Raw genomic sequence first — 15,875 nt, forward strand, 5'->3', positions numbered from 1 at the left:
CCTGCGTAACGTGACCCTCGTGAAAAAGCGTTACGCCATGCGGTGGTACGCCGTCGGGGCGGTCACCGCCCGCACGGGAGACGAGATGTCGGGACCGGCCCTGCTGCTCGCCGGACTGGCGGTGACCGGATCCGCTTCCACGGCCTCCTGGCTGCTGGCGGGCATCACGGTCTCGGCGGCGGTCGGCGGTCCCGTCTTCGGCGTACTGATCGACAGGGCGGCCAGGCCGGGCCGCCTGCTCGCCTGGGCGCTCGGCCTCTACGCGGCGGGGCTCGCGGCCGTCCTGGCCGGCCTGGGGCGCGTCCCGCTCGTCGCCACGATCCTCATCGCCGTGTGCGCCGGACTGCTGGGACCGGCCCTGTCCGGCGGATGGACCTCCCAGCTGCCCCGCGTCGCGACCGGCGGGCGGCTCCCCCGCGCCGGCGCGCTCGACGCGATGACGTTCGACCTCGCGAGCCTGGTGGGCCCGGCGCTGGCCGGGGTCGTCGCGGGGGTGTGGGGCGCCCCGGCCGGCGTCGTCGCGTCCGCGGCGCTGATCTGTGCCGCGCTGCCCTCGGCGCTGACGCTCCCCGCGGTCCCCGAGCCGGCGGAGCGCCGGTCGGGCCCCTCGATCGCCTCCGATGCGGAGCGCCGGTCGGGCCCCCCGATCACCTCCGATCTCGTCGCCGGAGTCCGCGTCATCCTCCGCAGCCGGGGACTGGCCAGAGCGACGACCACCTCGGTGGTCTCCTGCGCGGGCCAGGGCATGCTGATCGCATGCGTCCCGCTGCTCGGAGAGTCCCTCGGCGCGGCCGGCCACGGAGCGATCCTTCTCTCCGTCGCCGCCGCCTCCGCGCTCGCCGCCAACGCGGTGCTCGCCCGCCACCCCCGGCTCCTGGCCCCGGACACCGTCATCTGGTGCAGCACGATCGTCCTCGCCGTCGCGCTCGTCCTCCTCGCGACCGGCCGGCCGGCCCTGCTCATCGCCGCGATGGTGATCGTCGGCATCGCGGAGGGCCCCCAGCTCACCGCGCTGTTCGCGGTGCGCCACCGTGAAGCGCCCGGGCGGCTGCGCGGTCAGGTCTTCACGACGGGCGCGAGCCTGAAGATCACGGGTTTCGCGCTGGGGGCGGGCGTCGCCGGACCGGTCGCGGACCGGTCGCTCCCCGGGGCGCTCCTGGCCGCGGCCGGCGTCCAGGTGCTGGCCGCGCTCTGCTTCGCCTGGCACAGCCGGGCCCACCGGCGCGTCCGGCGGGCCGGTGCCGGCGACGCCCGGCGGGCGGCTCTCCCGGACGCGCACGGGAGAGTTCGGACGTGACCCGGGCCACGTGTACCGCATCAGTCGAGCAGTGCGGTCGCCTCGACCTCGACGAGCACATCCGGCTCGAAGAGGTAGTCGACACCGATGAGGCTGGCCGGCGGCATGGGAAGCGGGAGGCCGATCTCTTCGGCGACGGCCTCCACTCCGGCCATGAAGTCGCCGATCTTCTCCGGGCTCCACCGGGTCACGTAGAACGTCAGGCGCAGCACGTCCGCGAACGAGGCGCCCGCGCCCGCCAGGCCGAGGGCGGTGTTCCGCAAGGCCTGGGCGACCTGCCCGGCGAGATCGCCGGGGGCCACCGGGGTTCCGTCCGCCCGGCGGGCGATCTGCCCGCTGACATGTACCTGAGTGGTGCCCTTGCCGACGGCCACGTGATGGTAGGGGACGGGCTGCATCATGCCTTCCGGCGTGAAGTGCTGAACAGTCATGGCCGTTTCTCCTTCTCAAAGTAGGTACCCGTAAGATATCTAGTACATAAAGGACACTTCAACGAGACCAGGTTTCACCATGGATACCGAGGGCCGGCTCCACATCGACGCCCCGCACCGCGAGCTCCTCGATCAGGTGCTCGACAAGTGGTCCCTCGGCGTGCTCAACGAGCTCTGCGAACGCCCCTGCCGCTTCAACGAGCTCCGCCGGGCCATTCCTGCGGTCACTCAGAAGTCGCTGACCGCCACTCTTCGCCGCCTTGAGCGCAACGGGGTGATCGAACGCGAGGTCGTCTCCACGCGCCCGGTGGCGGTCAGGTACCGGATCACGCCGCTCGGCAAGACCCTTCGGCAGCCCATTGACGTACTGCTGACGTGGGCCTCGGAGCACATGCCCGCCATCGAGCGCGCACGCGACGCTTTCGATACGCGGGTGGAGACAGGCCTCTGAGCCTTCTCTCCGGACCGGTACCGGCCGGATTCACACGCCGGGGTGAGCGGCACGTCCTGGCTCGACCTGGTCGAGCGGTGGTTCGCGGAGCTGACGGGCGAACGGAGGCGGACTACCGACTCAGCGCACTAGCGGGGGCGGCGCCCCGGCCACTGCTCGGCCACGGTCTCGGGGTTGAGGAGCGGGCGGATGAAGACCTCGCCGGTGGCCCTGTCGATCACGATGCAGCCGGCGCCGACGGTCTCGGGCAGTGCGGCCGGGTCGTCCTCCCCGGGTTCCCTGGTCCAGGCGACGTAGCCCTCCTTGAAGGCGTGGACCCTGACCTCCAGGGCGGCGTCGAGGGGGCGGACGCCGTTGAAGTACTCCTCCGCCACGGCCCTTGCCTGGTCCAGGTTCACAGCGGCCGTCCCTCGCGGTCGAGCGCCACGCAGAAGACGCCGGTCACCGCGTCGTACGGCGGTTCGACCGCCATGTGGCCCCGCTGGGCGTCGATCCAGATCACCTCTCCTCCGGAGTTGACGGCGTTCCACGCGTGGCTGCCGCCGGTCGGCCAGCGGGTCACCAGGAGCGCGGCGGAGCCGTGTCCCCCGGCCAGCAGCCGCTGGGCGACCAGGGCGTAGGCGCCGCGGCCCTGGCCGACGAGCTGGAAGCGGTGGCCCAGCCAGCGCTCGGCGCGGGCCGGTCCCCCGGTCTCGCCGGTGAGCACGGGCTTGCCGATCCGGTCGTATTCGGCGTGCCGGGGGGCGGCGACGGTCGGCATGCCGTACCAGGTGGCGAGGACCGCCATCGCGCAGTCCATCGCGTTGGTCGCGCGGAACGGGTCGTCGGCCGGGCCGGTGGCGTTGATCAGCCGGATCCACATGCCCCGGGGATCGGGGAAGCGCCGCGGCGCGCCCCGTTCGTCGACCGGGACGGCCTGTTCGATGTCGGCCTGGGCCTGCGGCTCCGGCCTCGACAGCCCGCCCGCCGTGCCGTACGGCCTGCACCGGTCCAGCCGGGGCGGCCTCCAGGGTTCCCGTTCGGGCTCCCGGGGCGCGGCCACGACGACCGAGACGGCTCCGTCCAGCTCGAAGTCGCGCCACCGTTTCCCGTCGGCGGTCACGACCGGGTTGTAGACACCTGCGGGCACGGACCATCGCGTCACATGAATCCCCCCTCGCTCCACGTTTCGCAGCCCCGATCGTAGGGCGGTCACCGCGGCGGTGCGGGTGAGTTGACCAGATCCGGGCCGGTGGACTTCCTCCGGGCCGAGGGCTCAGCCGGGGGTTCGGGCGGTCCCGGCGGTGACCGCGCGCAGGCCCGAGGTTCAGCCGGCCCTGACGGTGACCGCGCGCAGGCCGGGGGTTCGGGCGGTCCCGGCGGTGACCGCGCGCAGGCCCGAGGTTCAGCCGACCCTGACGGTGACCGCGTGCAGGCCGGTGGCGCCGTCCGGGGCCACCGGGGCCCGCTCGGCGGTCTGCGTGCGGCCGGTGGCGTCGGTGGCCCGCACCTCGATGGTGTGCTCGCCCGCCGTGGCGTCCCAGTCATCGAGGACCCACTGGCGCCAGGTGTCGGCCGTGGGCGCCTCGGCCAGCCGGGCCCGCCGCCACGGCCCGCCGTCGACGCGCACCTCGACCGCGTCCACCCCTTTGTGCTGCGCCCACGCCACCCCGGCGATCACGGTGCGGCCGGGCGGGAGGACCTCTCCGGGCCTGGGGAGGTCGATGCGCGACTGCGTCTTGACCGGGCCCTTCGCCGACCAGCCCCGCGGCGTCCAGTAGGCCTCGTCCCGGTCGAACCGGGTGACCTTGATCTCCGTCACCCACTTGGTCGCGGAGACGTAGCCGTACAGACCCGGGACGACCAGCCGGGCGGGGAAGCCGTGGTCGGCGGAGAGCGTCTCGCCGTTCATCGCGACGGCCAGGAGCGCCTCTCGGCCGTCGAGGACGACGTCGGCCGGGGTGCCGCAGGTCCAGCCGTCGGTGGAGGTGCTGAGCAGCATGTCGGCGCCGGCGTGCACGCCGGCCTCGCGCAGGACGTCGGCCAGGCGGACGCCGAGCCAGCGGGCGTTGCCGATGTACGGCCCGCCGACCTCGTTGGACACGCAGCAGAGCGTGACGTCGGCCTCCACCAGGGGCCGCCCCAGCAGGTCGGCGAAGGTCAGCTCGACCGGCCGGTCGACCATGCCGGTGATCGTGAGGGTCCAGTCGCGCGGGTCGACCTTGGGGACGAGCAGGGCGGTGTCCACCCGGTAGAAGTCGTGGTTGGGGGTGAAGAACGGCGACAGCCCGCTGATCTTGAGATCGCTGCCGGCGGGGACCGGCCGGGCGGGGACCGCGGGACGCGGGAGCGCCACTCCGTTGCGGGCCGCGTCCGCCTCGGCCCCTCCGGACAGCAGCCGCCCGGCCGCGCCGCCGATCCCGGCCACGGCCACTCCGCCGAGCGCCGCGGTCAGCAGTCCGCGCCGGTCGAAGGAGCGCAGGTCCTCCCCCGCGCGCATGACCGCCGGGCCGGGGACGCCGCCGGGGACGCCGTGCCGCTCCACCGTCTCCGGGCCCGCCTCGGCCCCCGGGGCCGTTCCGGGTTCCGGCCGCGGCCCGGCCTCACCGCGGGCCTCACCGTGGGCCCCACCGCGGGCCGCGGGGAGGGATGCGAGGCGGGGCGGGGGACCGAGGCGGGCGCGGCGGAGCAGCCGGGACAGGGCGGACATCCCGGCGGCGACTCCCAGCAGCGTGGGGACGGCGTCACCGGGCCCCGCGCCGGGGCGGGTGAGGACCGCCAGGAGGCCGACGGCGCCGAACGCGGCCAGGCAGGCCAGGCCGTACCGCAGGCCGCGGACCGCCAGCGCTCCCGTGCCGGCGGCGACGGCGGCGAGGACCGCGAGGACGCCGGCGAGCAGGACGGCCTTGTCGTTCTCGCCGAAGGCGCGGATCGCCCACTCCTTCAACCACGCGGGGGCCAGGTCCACGGCGGCGTCCCCGACCGCGACGACGGGGAAGGCCGAGGCCTTGACCAGCGCGGCGACCGGCAGGGACACCCCGACCGCCACCGCGCCGGCGACCAGCCCGATCAGTGCCGCGGCCCATGCGGGTGCGCGCCCGTTGCTCTCCATGGCTCGACGCTACGCCCGCCGGAGGGCCGGAGTCCTTACCCGCCGCTTACGCTGATGCGAGCACCTCGGCCAGGATCGGGGCCAGCGCGCGGAAGGCCCGCCCCCGGTGGCTGATCGCGTCCTTCTCCTCCGGGGTCAGCTCGGCGGTCGTCCGGGTCCCGCCCTCCGGCACGAAGACCGGGTCGTAGCCGAACCCCCCGGTCCCGCGCGGGGCGCGGATGATCGAGCCGTGCAGCGCGCCCTCGGCCACCCGCTCCTGCCCCGACGGCAGGGCCAGGGCCGCGGCGCACGCGAAGTGCGCTCCCCGCCGGCCGTCCGGCACGTCGGAGACCTGGGCGAGCAGCAGGTCCAGGTTGGCCCTGTCGTCGCCGTGGGTCCCGGACCAGCGGGCGGAGAAGATGCCGGGCATGCCGTTGAGCGCGTCCACGCACAGCCCGGAGTCGTCGGCGACGGCCGGCAGGCCGGACGCCCGTGCGACGGCGTGGGCCTTGAGCAGGGCGTTCTCCGCGAAGGTCAGGCCGGTCTCCGGGACGTCGCCGATCTGCGGGAACTCCTCCAGGCCGACGATCTCGACCGGCAGCGCGGCCTCGGCCAGGATGCGGCGGAGCTCGACGATCTTCCCGGTGTTCCGCGTCGCCAGGACGACCCGCCTCACGCCAGCGCCGCCTTCTGCAGGCGGGTGAGCTCGGCGCAGCCGGCGACGCCCAGGTCGAGCAGCCGGTCGAGCGCGGCGCGGTCGAACGGCCTGCCCTCGGCGGTGCCCTGGACCTCGACGAACTCGCCGGCCCCGGTCATGACGACGTTCATGTCGGTCTCGGCGGCGACGTCCTCGGTGTAGCAGAGGTCGAGCAGCGGGGTGGACTTCACGACGCCGACCGAGACGGCCGCGACCGAGTCGACCAGGGGGTCGCCCTTGCACATCTTGCGCTCGCGCATCCAGCTCACCGCGTCGGCCAGCGCGACGTACGCGCCGGTGATGGCGGCAGTGCGGGTGCCGCCGTCGGCCTGGAGCACGTCGCAGTCGATCACCACGGAGTTCTCGCCGAGGATCTTGTAGTCGACGCAGGCCCGCAGGGAGCGGCCGATCAGACGGGAGATCTCGTGCGTCCGGCCGCCGATCCTGCCGCGCACCGACTCGCGGTCGTTGCGGGTGTTCGTGGCCCGGGGCAGCATGGAGTATTCGGCGGTGACCCAGCCCTGGCCGCTCCCCTTGCGCCAGCGCGGCACGCCTTCCTGCACGGAGGCGGCGCACAGCACCCGGGTGCCGCCGAACTCGACGAGCACCGAGCCTTCCGCGTGTGCGAGCCAGCCCCGGGTGATGGTCACCGGGCGGAGTTGATCGGGATTGCGTCCGTCTGCACGAGCCATGGACATCACCCTAGGTCATACACGGCCCCGCTCCGCGCGAGCTCCATCCGCCCGCCGAAGCCGCCGCGGGAGGCGTCCCGGAGGATGTCCGCGGGGTCGTACCAGGGGACGAGGTGGGTCAGCACGAGCGTGCCCGCTCCGGCCTTCGCCGCGTGCTCGGCGGCCTGGCGGCCGGACAGGTGCAGGGCCGCGGGGAGGTCGGGCCGGTCCAGGAACGACGCCTCGCACAGCAGCAGGTCCGCGTCGGCGGCCAGTTTGACCAGTTCGGCGGATTCGCCGGTGTCGGCGGAGTAGGCGATCGAGCGCCCGCCGTACGAGACGCGGAAGCCGAAGGTCTCGACCGGGTGGTTCATGCGGGCGGCGGTCACCTCGAACGGCCCGACCTCGAAGGTGCCGGGGGCGAGCGCGGTGAAGTCGAAGGCGGTCTCCAGGCCGGGTTCGTCGGGCATGCCGTAGGCGGCGGCCAGGCGCCTGGGCGCGTCGGCGGGGGCGTGGACCGGGATCCTCGGCCGCGGGCCGTCCGGGGAGTAGGTGCGCACCACGTGGTAGGGGCACAGGTCCAGGCAGTGGTCGGCGTGCAGGTGGGACAGGCAGATCGCGTCCACGTCGTACAGGCCGATGTGCCGCTGGAGGGCGCCCAGCGCGCCGTTGCCGAAGTCCAGCAGCATCCGGTAGCCCTCCGCCTCCAGCAGGTAGCAGGACGAGGGGCTGTCCGGCCCGGGGAAGCTTCCCGAGCATCCGACGATCGTCAGTTTCAACGCGGCCTCCTGTTTCATCGATTGCCTCCGGCATGGGGTCCGGCCCTCAGGCCGGGGTCCCCGACCGCGTGGTCATCGCGACGCCGGCGTCGCGGGCGGGTGCTGACACCGGTGCCCCCACCGGGGCGGCCTCGACCGCCTCGATCTCCGGGCCGAGGAACCGCCGGCCGAGCCTGGCGAACAGCCCGGTCTCGCCGGTGGCGCGGAACCGGTGGCGGGGCAGCGTGCCGGGGAGGGCGGCCAGACCCTGGTCGTGCAGGATCCTGAAGACGTCCTTGGCCGTCTCGTCGGCGCTGGAGACCAGCGTGACGCCGTCCCCGGCGACGTAGGAGATGGCGCCGGTCAGCAGCGGGTAGTGGGTGCATCCCAGGATGAGCGTGTCGCAGCCGTCGTCGAGCACGGGCTCCAGGTAGCCGCGGATGACCTCGATGAGCTCCTCGCTCATCGTCTCGCCGCGCTCCACGAACTCCACCAGCCGGGGTGCGGCCACCCCGGTCAGCCGGACGTCGGGGGCCGCGGCGAACGCGTCGTGGTAGGCCATCGACTGGATGGTGGCGCGGGTCGCGATGACCCCGACCCTGCCGTTGCGGGTGGCCCGCACGGCCCGCCGGGTGGCCGGCTGGATCACCTCCACGACGGGCACGTCGTAGCGTTCGCGGGCGTCGCGCAGCACCGCCGCGCTCGCGCTGTTGCACGCGATCACCAGCATCTTGACCTCGTGCTCGACGAGGTGGTCCATCACCTCCAGCGCATAGGACCGGACCTGGGCGATCGGTAGGGGGCCGTACGGCTGCCGCGCGGTGTCGGCCACGTAGAGGACCGATTCGCCGGGCAGCTGATCGATGATCGCCCTGGCCACCGTGAGGCCGCCGACACCGCTGTCGAAGATTCCAATGCTCGCTTGCGACACGGTTCCCAAGGTTAGGCGACCTGGGACTACCGCTCACGGTAAGAATCCTCACAACGACCGCGTGCCGCGCCGCGTGCGGGACCGCGCGCGGAGGGGCCCCGCGTCAGCCGCGGCCGACGCGGGCGAGCTGGCGGGACTGGGCGACGAGCCGCCCGGCGGAGTCCCAGACCTCGACGTCCTCGTCGAACCAGCCGTCGCCGATCATGCGGCCGCTGCCGAGCACGGTGAGCCAGCCGGGGGCGGGCAGCGCCCGCAGGTGCCAGGTGAGGTCGACGGTCGGAGCCCAGCCGCGGGCTCCGGCGGAGAAGACCACCGGCGGGAGGGCGTCCACGGCGAAGGCCAGCACGAAGGGGTCGGGGTCCTGCGGCTCGGCCATCCGGAAGTAGGCGCGTGACTCCGGCCGGCCGCTGGGGGCGCCGTCGAGCCAGCCGACGGTGGGCGGATCGAAGAGCATGTCCACCTGGGCGTTGAGCGTCATGTTCGACTCGGGCCTGGGGTCGGGCAGCTTGACGCACCGCTCGACGGGCGGCATGGCGGCCGAGGGGCCGTCCGTCCAGTCGGGGACCGCGCCGGCGGTGAGGGTGGCGGTGGTGACGAGGGTCTCGATGAACGCCCGGCCGTCCTGGAGCAGGGTGGCGCGGGTCATCTCCGCGGTGCGGCCGGTCTTGATCCGCTCCAGCCGTACCCGGGCGGGGCCGGGGCGGGCCGCGCGCAGGAACTGGGCGCTGGTGGTCACCGGGTGCTCGTGCGCGGAGGCGTCGACGACGGCGCGCAGGACCACCGCCATCAGGTAGCCGCCGTTGAGGGGGCCGCCGATCGAGTATCCGGGGTCCAGGCACACGTCGTAGGTGTTCTCGTCCACCCGGATGGCCTGCGTCGCCTCGTCGAACTTCGTCATCTGTGTCCACTACCTCGCTTCACCCGGCGGCTCGGGCGTCCGCGGCCGGCGCCGGGCCGTCGCGTTCCCTCGCTCCTGACGTCCGGTCCGGCGGCGTCCGCCGGATCAGCCTCCCGAACCTTGTTCTAGTGGGCTCACTCTACTATCCCGCGCGGCCCCCGCCCTTCCCCGATCCCGCCCGACCGGCCCCGGCGCACTCCGGACGGCCTCCGGACGACTTCCGGCCGGCTTTCGAGCGGCGGGACGGAGGACTTCATCGGACCGGCCGTTGGAAGATTGTTTTTGGGCCGATCGTTCCCGGGTCGCCCGTATGGGCGATTTCCACGGCCCTTGACGTGAGGCCTCCGACAGAGGGACAAGAGCACCGGTCAGAAGCACTGTGCGCAGCAATTCATCCTTAGACGCAGCAAAGACGCAGTTAGTTCAATGCAAGCGGTTCGCTAGGAAGATGCACTAACTTCTACATATCCCCGAAGTCCACCTTGTGAGTGAGCATGTCTGCCAACACCCCTCCGGGACAGTTCCCTGATCCGAATGAGAGTCCGGACAGGACGATCGCATACCGTCCTCAGCAGCACGACCAGCCCCACACCCAGGCCTATCCCCAGCCGGGCGGGTACCCCCAGCCGGGCGGCGCCTACCCGCAGCAGGGTCAGCCCGGCCACCCCCCGCAGAGCGGCGGACACCCCCAGAACCCGGGCGGGTACCAGCAGGCTCCTCCTCCCTACCCGCAGCAGGCGGCGCCCCAGCAGCCCTACGGCCAGCAGCAGGCGTACGGCCAGCAGCCGCCGCCGTACGGCCAGCAGGCCCACGGCCAGCAGGCTTATGGTCAGCAGGCGTACGGCCAGCAGCAGGCGTACGGCCAGCCCGGCTGGCAGCAGCAGGGCCCCGAGTTCCTGGGCGCCGGGCAGCCGCCCGTCCCGCCGGCCCGCAAGGGCGGCAAGGGCTGGTTGGTGGCGCTGATCGCGGCGCTGGTCGTGGCCCTCCTCGGCGGCGGCGGCTACGCCGCGGTCAGCCTGCTCAGCGGCGGCGGCACCCAGCCGTACGAGGTGCTGCCCGGCAACGCCCTCGGTTACGTCCGCGTCGACCTCGACCCGGCCGCCAACCAGAAGCTGGCGCTGTTCGACATCGCCAAGAAGTTCACCGTCACCAAGGACTCCTTCACCGGCGACGACCCGCGCAAGTCCCTCTTCGACATGATCAAGAAGGACGACCAGAGCCTGAGCAAACTGGACTACGCCGCCGACGTCGAGCCCTGGCTCGGCTCCCGCGTCGGCGTGGCCGTGCTGCCCCCCGCGCAGGGCGGCGAGGAGCCCGGCGTCGTGGTGGCCGTCCAGGTCACCGACCAGGACAAGGCCAAGGCCGGCATCGCCAAGCTGGCCGGCGAGGGCAAGTTCGGCATCGCGTTCCGCGAGGACTACGCGCTGCTCGCCGAGAAGCAGGAGCAGGCCGACCAGGCCGCCGCCGCGGCCCCGCTGTCGCAGAACGCCAACTTCTCCGCCGACCAGGGCGACCTCGGCGAGACCGGCGTCATGTCCTTCTGGATGGACGCCGGGAAGGTCGCCGAGCTCGCTCCGGAGCTGGCCACCCAGGACCCCGCCACCCTCGCGCAGCTCAAGAACGCCCGCGTGGCCGGCGCGCTCCGCTTCGACAGCGGCTACGTCGAGCTGGCCGCCATCGTCCGCGGCGCCAAGGACGTGGGCATGGGCGACGCCGAGCCCTCCCAGATCGGCAAGCTCCCCGCCTCCACCGCCGCGGCGATCTCGGTCTCCGGTCTCGGCGACGCGATCGGCAAGCAGTGGACCGAGCTCATGAAGGCGGCCGACCAGGCCGGCGGCGGCCAGTCCTTCCAGCAGTTCGTCGACCAGGCCCAGCAGAAGTACGGGCTGGCGCTCCCCGCCGACCTGGTGACGCTGCTCGGCAAGAACCTCACCGTCGCCCTGGACGAGAACGGCCTGGAGGCCAACTCGCCCAAGGTCGGCGCCCGGATCACCACCGACCCGGCCAAGGCCCAGGAGGTCGTCGGCAAGCTGGAGCGGTTCCTCGCCGACTCCGGCACCGCCGCCCCGCAGATCGCCAAGGTCCCCGGCGACGGCTTCCTCGTCCTGGCCAGCGCCCAGGACTACGCGGCCGAGCTCGCCAAGGACGGCACCCTGGCCGACAGCGAGAGCTTCCAGCTCGCCATCCCGAACGCCGGCGACGCGACCTTCGCCGCGTACGTCGACCTCAACAAGCTCGAGAAGCTCTACCTGCAGAACGTGCAGGGCGACGAGCAGGCCAACCTCAAGGTCCTGCGCGCCGTCGGCGTCAGCGGCACGCAGTCCGGCGGCGACGCGGACTTCTCCGTGCGGGTCCTGTTCGACTGATCCCCGACGGATCCCCGACGGATCCGGCTGAGGGCACATGCGGAGGGGCGGGCGTCCAGGACAGGACGCCCGCCCCTCCTCCGTTTCCCGGTGCCGCCCCGCGGGCGGCCGACCGACCGGAGGTCAGGCCCAGAGCTGGCCCTCCAGGCGCTCCTCGGCCTCGTCCAGCGTGCCCTCGTAGGCTCCGGTGGACAGGTACTTCCAGCCGCCGTCCGCCACCACGAACACGATATCCGCGCGCTCTCCGGCCTTGACCGCCTTGGCGGCCATGCCCAGGGCCGCGTGCAGGGCGGCGCCGGTCGAGACCCCGGCGAAGATGCCCTCGGCGGCCAGCAGCTCCCTGGTCCGGCGCAGGGCGTCGCCCGAGGAGACGGAGAACCGGGTGGTCAGCACCTCGGGATCGTAGAGCTCGGGGATGAAGCCCTCGTCCACGTTGCGCAGGCCGTACACCAGCTCGCCGTAGCGCGGCTCGGCGGCGACGATCCGCACGCCGGGCACGCGCTCGCGCAGGAACCGGCCCACGCCCATCAGCGTGCCCGTGGTGCCCAGGCCCGCGACGAAGTGGGTGACGGACGGCAGGTCCTCGAGGATCTCCGGGCCGGTCGTCTCGTAGTGGGAGCGCCAGTTGGCGGGGTTGCCGTACTGGTAGAGCATCACCCAGGAGGGGTTCTCGGCCGCCAGCCCCTTGGCGACCCGGACCGCCTCGTTGGAGCCGCCCGCCGCCGGGGAGGAGATGATCTCCGCTCCCCACATGCGCAGCAGCTGGCGGCGCTCCTCGGAGGTGTTCTCCGGCATCACGCAGATCAGCCTGTAGCCCTTGAGCCGGGCGGACATGGCCAGCGAGATGCCGGTGTTGCCGCTGGTGGGCTCAAGGATCGTGCAGCCGGGCGTGAGCAGCCCGTCCTTCTCGGCCTGCTCGATCATCCACAGCGCCGGACGGTCCTTGATCGACCCCGTGGGGTTGCGGTCCTCGAGCTTGGCCCAGATCCGCACGTCCTCCGACGGCGACAGGCGGGGCAGCCCGACCAGGGGAGTGCGGCCGACCGAGTCGATCAGCGAGTCAAAACGCATGAGTGCGGGTTTCCGCTCCGTGTCGGTGGACGAGAGACGTCGGATCGTGCCGCCGGGCCCGGAGGCGGTCCCGGCGGCACGGCGCGGGTCAGCGGGAGCCGCCGGCCACGGCGGGCAGCACGGTGACGGTGTCGCCGTCGGCCACCGGCGTCTCCAGGCCGCCGAGGAAGCGGACATCCTCGTCGTTCAGGTAGACGTTGACGAAGCGGCGCAGCGCGCCCTGGTCGACCAGGCGGGCCTGCAGGCCCGGGTGCCGGGACTCCAGGTCGCCGATCAGCTCCTCCAGGGTGGCGCCCTTGGCGTCCACGGCCTTGGCGCCGTCGGTGTACGTGCGCAGGATGGTGGGGATGCGGACCTCGATGGCCATCGTGAATCGGTCTCCTCGTGTCGTCGTGGGAACTCGTGTCGTCATGGGAACGCCCACCGGATGGGAACACCGGTGGGGCCGGGGGGATTTCCGGCGGGACCGGTCAGCGACAGTCGTAGACGACGGAGAAGGGCGTGTGCCCGAAGAGGAAGTTCTGCACGGGCGCGAGACCCGCATGCCGCACGCGAACGCCGGGACGCGAGCGCACGACGTCCTCGGGGCTCGGGTCAACGGTCGGCATGCCGTCCAGTTTACCCAAAAGGGGCGCCCGACCCCACGGCCGTGTCACGTGGTGGACGTCACGACGCCACGATGACGACCTCTTCCTCGGTCACCACGCCCTCGACGATGCGGTAGGAGCGCACCTCCGCCTCCTCCCCCAGCTCCTCGCGGGTGGAGACCAGCACGTAGTGGGCGTTCGGCTCGGCGGCGTAGGAGACGTCGGTGCGCGAGGGGTAGGCCTCGGTCGAGGTGTGGGAGTGGTAGATGACCACCGGCTCCTCGTCGCGGTCGTCCATCTCGCGCCAGACCCGCAGCTGCTCCATGGAGTCGAAGCGGTAGAACGTCGGCGACCGCTCGGCGTTCTCCATCGGGACGAAGCGCGCCGGGGTGTCGGAGCCCTCGGGGCCCGCGATCACACCGCAGGCCTCGTCCGGGTGGTCGGCCCGGGCGTGCGCGATCATCTTGTCGACCAGTTCCTGGGAGATCCTGAGCATGCCTGGCAAGCTACCAAAGGGCGCGGACCAGGCTGTCCTGGAGGTAGGTCAGCCAGTCGTAGGTCACGTACGCCGGATAGCGGGGGTCGTCCTCACCCATCCCGGCGATCTCGTCGTGCACCTCCTCGGTCACCTCCAGCCGGGTGCCGAGCGCCAGCCGCACGTCGTTCAGCGCCCGCATCCACGCCTGCGCCTGCTCCGCGGTGAGCTCCACCCGGCCGGGCGCCGCGGTCTCCAGCATGGTCCGCGCGTCGGAGCGCTTGCCGTCCCGCAGGGTCGCCTCGGTGTAGCGGCGGAACTCCGCCGACAGGTCGTCGTCGGCGTAGGCCGAGGGGAACAGCCGGGCCAGCACCGGGTCGGTGGGCTCCTCGGGCGAACCGATCCCCAGGGCGCGCTCCAGCGGGTCGTCGCCCGTCGCGCCGGGCTCGACCAGATCGAGGACCTGGGAGACCAGCGACCGCAGCACCGCTATCTCCGCGGCGTCGAACCGGGCGGTCACCCCGCCGCCGCGCCCCGCGGCGAACCCACTGCTCATGCGTCCTGCTGCACGGTCGCCCACAGGCCGTAGGAGTGCATGATCTGCACGTCGCGCTCCATCTCCTCGCGGGTGCCGCTGGAGACCACCGCCCGGCCCTTGTGGTGCACGTCCAGCATCAGTTTCTCCGCCTTCTCCCGCGAGTAGCCGAAGACGGACTGGAAGACGTACGTGACGTACGACATCAGGTTGACCGGGTCGTTCCAGACGATCGTCAGCCAGGGCAGATCCGGCCGGCTGTCGATCGACGGACGCTCGACCTCCATCGGAGCTGTGGTACCCACGTCCACCAGTCTGCCCTATCCCGGGCTTAGTCTTCGACTCGTGACGATGAGCATGAGCGGGGCGTTGCTGACGGATCACTACGAGCTGACGATGCTGCAGGCGGCCCTGCGCAGCGGAGCGGCCTCCCGGCGCGCCGTGTTCGAGGTGTTCGCCCGGCAGTTGCCGGGCGGGCGGCGCTACGGGGTGGTCGCCGGGACCGGGCGGGTGCTCGACGCACTGGAGCACTTCCGGTTCGGCGAGGACGAGCTCGCGTTCCTGGCCGGCAACCGGGTGGTGGACGACGCCACCCTGGAGTTCCTGGCGGGTTACCGCTTCCGCGGCGACGTGCACGGCTACCGCGAGGGCGAGTGCTACTTCCCCGGCTCCCCGATCATGACCGTGGAGGGCACGTTCGCCGAGGCCGTGCTGCTGGAGACGCTGATCCTGTCCGTCCTCAACCACGACTGCGCGATCGCCACCGCCGCCTCCCGGATGGTCTGCGCCGCCGGCTCGCGGCCCCTCATCGAGATGGGCTCGCGGCGCACCCACGAGATGTCCGCCGTGGCCGCGGCCCGCGCCGCCTACCTGTGCGGGTTCGCCGCCACCTCCAACCTGATGGCCGGCCGGGTGTACGGCGTGCCGACCGCGGGGACCGCGGCCCACGCGTTCACGCTGCTGCACGACTCCGAGGAGCAGGCGTTCGCCGCCCAGCTCGCCTCCCTCGGCACGGGCACCACACTGCTGGTGGACACCTACGACGTGGCGCGGGCCGTACGGACCGCGGTCGAGCTCGCCGGTCCCGGGCTGGGAGCGGTCCGCATCGACTCGGGCGACCTGACCGAGGCCGCCCACGAGGTCCGCGCGCAGCTCGACGCGCTGGGCGCGCACGGCACCCGGATCCTGGTCACCAGCGACCTCGACGAGTACGCCATCGCGGCGCTGGCCGCCGCCCCGGTGGACGGCTACGGCGTCGGGACCTCCCTGGTCACCGGTTCGGGTTCACCCACCGCCGCCCTGGTCTACAAGCTCGTCGCCCGGGAGGACTCCGCGGGCGTCCTCGAAGCGGTGGCCAAGAGATCCGTCGGCAAGCCCAGCCGGGGCGGGCGCAAGGAGGCCTTCCGGCAGCTCGACGAGTCGGGCACGGCGGTCGCCGAGCTGGTCACGACCGGGGGACGGCGGCCGCCCGGCGCGCGCCCGTTGCAGACCCCGCTGGTCCGGGGCGGCGAGGTCGTCGTGCGGGAGAAGCTGGAGGAGGCCCGCGCCAGGCACCGCGAGGCCTTCTGCGAGCTCCCCGTCACCGCGCACCAGCTGTCCCGGGGCGACACCGCGCTTCCCACCGTGTTTGACTAGAT

General features: G+C 72.9%; 19 protein-coding genes. 4 read left to right on the forward strand and 15 right to left on the reverse strand.

Features of this window, described 5'->3' with window-relative positions; translation table 11 throughout:
• The first annotated feature begins 19 nt into the window (after window positions 1–19).
• Window positions 20–1,297: an MFS transporter gene (locus IEZ06_RS20295; protein ID WP_229798439.1), complete on the forward strand. Its 1,278-nt coding sequence runs from the start codon at window positions 20–22 to the stop codon at window positions 1,295–1,297.
• A 20-nt stretch (window positions 1,298–1,317) separates the two neighbouring features.
• Here IEZ06_RS20295 and IEZ06_RS20300 read toward each other — a convergent pair whose 3' ends face one another.
• On the reverse strand, window positions 1,318–1,728 hold the full coding sequence (locus IEZ06_RS20300) for a RidA family protein (RefSeq protein ID WP_189238284.1): 411 nt from the start codon (window positions 1,726–1,728) through the stop codon (window positions 1,318–1,320).
• 79 nt (window positions 1,729–1,807) lie between these two features.
• On the opposite strand from IEZ06_RS20300, the gene IEZ06_RS20305 reads away from it, so the two are divergent.
• Window positions 1,808–2,179, forward strand: coding sequence for a winged helix-turn-helix transcriptional regulator (locus IEZ06_RS20305; RefSeq protein ID WP_189238285.1), 372 nt, complete (start codon window positions 1,808–1,810; stop codon window positions 2,177–2,179).
• 128 nt (window positions 2,180–2,307) lie between these two features.
• On the opposite strand, the gene IEZ06_RS20310 is transcribed toward IEZ06_RS20305, so the two are convergent.
• From IEZ06_RS20310 to IEZ06_RS20345, 8 genes are all read right to left on the reverse strand, one after another.
• On the reverse strand, window positions 2,308–2,577 hold the full coding sequence (locus IEZ06_RS20310) for an SUKH-4 family immunity protein (RefSeq protein WP_189238286.1): 270 nt from the start codon (window positions 2,575–2,577) through the stop codon (window positions 2,308–2,310).
• Window positions 2,574–3,323 carry a toxin glutamine deamidase domain-containing protein gene (locus IEZ06_RS20315; protein ID WP_229798441.1) on the reverse strand — a complete coding sequence of 250 codons (750 nt, stop codon included), beginning with the start codon at window positions 3,321–3,323 and terminating at the stop codon, window positions 2,574–2,576. Before IEZ06_RS20315 ends, IEZ06_RS20310 begins: the two co-directional genes overlap by 4 nt.
• A 240-nt stretch (window positions 3,324–3,563) precedes the next feature.
• Complete coding sequence (locus tag IEZ06_RS20320) at window positions 3,564–5,270, reverse strand: molybdopterin-dependent oxidoreductase (protein ID WP_189238287.1); 1,707 nt, start codon at window positions 5,268–5,270, stop codon at window positions 3,564–3,566.
• 46 nt (window positions 5,271–5,316) lie between these two features.
• A complete protein-coding gene (gene rdgB, locus IEZ06_RS20325) occupies window positions 5,317–5,925 on the reverse strand; it encodes an RdgB/HAM1 family non-canonical purine NTP pyrophosphatase (protein ID WP_189238288.1) in 609 nt (202 codons plus the stop codon).
• Entirely contained in the window at window positions 5,922–6,638 is a 717-nt protein-coding gene (rph, locus tag IEZ06_RS20330) for a ribonuclease PH (RefSeq protein ID WP_068895296.1), read from the reverse strand. The genes rdgB and rph overlap by 4 nt, the downstream gene beginning before the upstream one ends.
• Before the next feature lie 5 nt (window positions 6,639–6,643).
• The gene (locus IEZ06_RS20335) at window positions 6,644–7,396 is read right to left on the reverse strand and encodes an MBL fold metallo-hydrolase (RefSeq protein ID WP_189238289.1); all 753 of its coding nucleotides are present in this window, start codon (window positions 7,394–7,396) and stop codon (window positions 6,644–6,646) included.
• A gap of 46 nt (window positions 7,397–7,442) precedes the next feature.
• Window positions 7,443–8,306: a glutamate racemase gene (gene murI / locus IEZ06_RS20340; RefSeq protein ID WP_189238290.1), complete on the reverse strand. Its 864-nt coding sequence runs from the start codon at window positions 8,304–8,306 to the stop codon at window positions 7,443–7,445.
• A 103-nt stretch (window positions 8,307–8,409) separates the two neighbouring features.
• A complete protein-coding gene (locus tag IEZ06_RS20345; RefSeq protein ID WP_189238291.1) occupies window positions 8,410–9,204 on the reverse strand; it encodes a thioesterase family protein in 795 nt (264 codons plus the stop codon).
• Between the two features lie 494 nt (window positions 9,205–9,698).
• Between IEZ06_RS20345 and IEZ06_RS20350 the strand changes: the two genes are divergently transcribed.
• A complete protein-coding gene (locus IEZ06_RS20350) occupies window positions 9,699–11,570 on the forward strand; it encodes a DUF3352 domain-containing protein (RefSeq protein WP_189238292.1) in 1,872 nt (623 codons plus the stop codon).
• 123 nt (window positions 11,571–11,693) lie between these two features.
• Here IEZ06_RS20350 and IEZ06_RS20355 read toward each other — a convergent pair whose 3' ends face one another.
• From IEZ06_RS20355 to clpS, 6 genes are all read right to left on the reverse strand, one after another.
• Window positions 11,694–12,641, reverse strand: coding sequence for a PLP-dependent cysteine synthase family protein (locus IEZ06_RS20355; protein WP_068894919.1), 948 nt, complete (start codon window positions 12,639–12,641; stop codon window positions 11,694–11,696).
• 88 nt (window positions 12,642–12,729) lie between these two features.
• A complete protein-coding gene (locus tag IEZ06_RS20360; protein ID WP_068894917.1) occupies window positions 12,730–13,008 on the reverse strand; it encodes a MoaD/ThiS family protein in 279 nt (92 codons plus the stop codon).
• A 103-nt stretch (window positions 13,009–13,111) separates the two neighbouring features.
• Window positions 13,112–13,249, reverse strand: a complete 138-nt coding sequence (locus tag IEZ06_RS20365) for a hypothetical protein (RefSeq protein ID WP_189238293.1) — start codon at window positions 13,247–13,249, stop codon at window positions 13,112–13,114.
• Between the two features lie 58 nt (window positions 13,250–13,307).
• Window positions 13,308–13,724: a M67 family metallopeptidase gene (locus tag IEZ06_RS20370; protein WP_189238294.1), complete on the reverse strand. Its 417-nt coding sequence runs from the start codon at window positions 13,722–13,724 to the stop codon at window positions 13,308–13,310.
• A 10-nt stretch (window positions 13,725–13,734) separates the two neighbouring features.
• Complete coding sequence (locus IEZ06_RS20375) at window positions 13,735–14,259, reverse strand: DUF2017 domain-containing protein (protein ID WP_189238295.1); 525 nt, start codon at window positions 14,257–14,259, stop codon at window positions 13,735–13,737.
• Window positions 14,256–14,543: an ATP-dependent Clp protease adapter ClpS gene (clpS, locus tag IEZ06_RS20380; protein ID WP_068895294.1), complete on the reverse strand. Its 288-nt coding sequence runs from the start codon at window positions 14,541–14,543 to the stop codon at window positions 14,256–14,258. Before clpS ends, IEZ06_RS20375 begins: the two co-directional genes overlap by 4 nt.
• A gap of 46 nt (window positions 14,544–14,589) precedes the next feature.
• Here clpS and IEZ06_RS20385 point away from each other — a divergent pair, with 46 nt between their 5' ends.
• Complete coding sequence (locus IEZ06_RS20385; RefSeq protein ID WP_189238353.1) at window positions 14,590–15,873, forward strand: nicotinate phosphoribosyltransferase; 1,284 nt, start codon at window positions 14,590–14,592, stop codon at window positions 15,871–15,873.
• Window positions 15,874–15,875: the final 2 nt, after the last annotated feature.

This window comes from Planomonospora antibiotica, from assembly GCF_014647955.1.
GTDB classification, from domain to species: Bacteria; Actinomycetota; Actinomycetes; order Streptosporangiales; family Streptosporangiaceae; genus Planomonospora; species Planomonospora parontospora.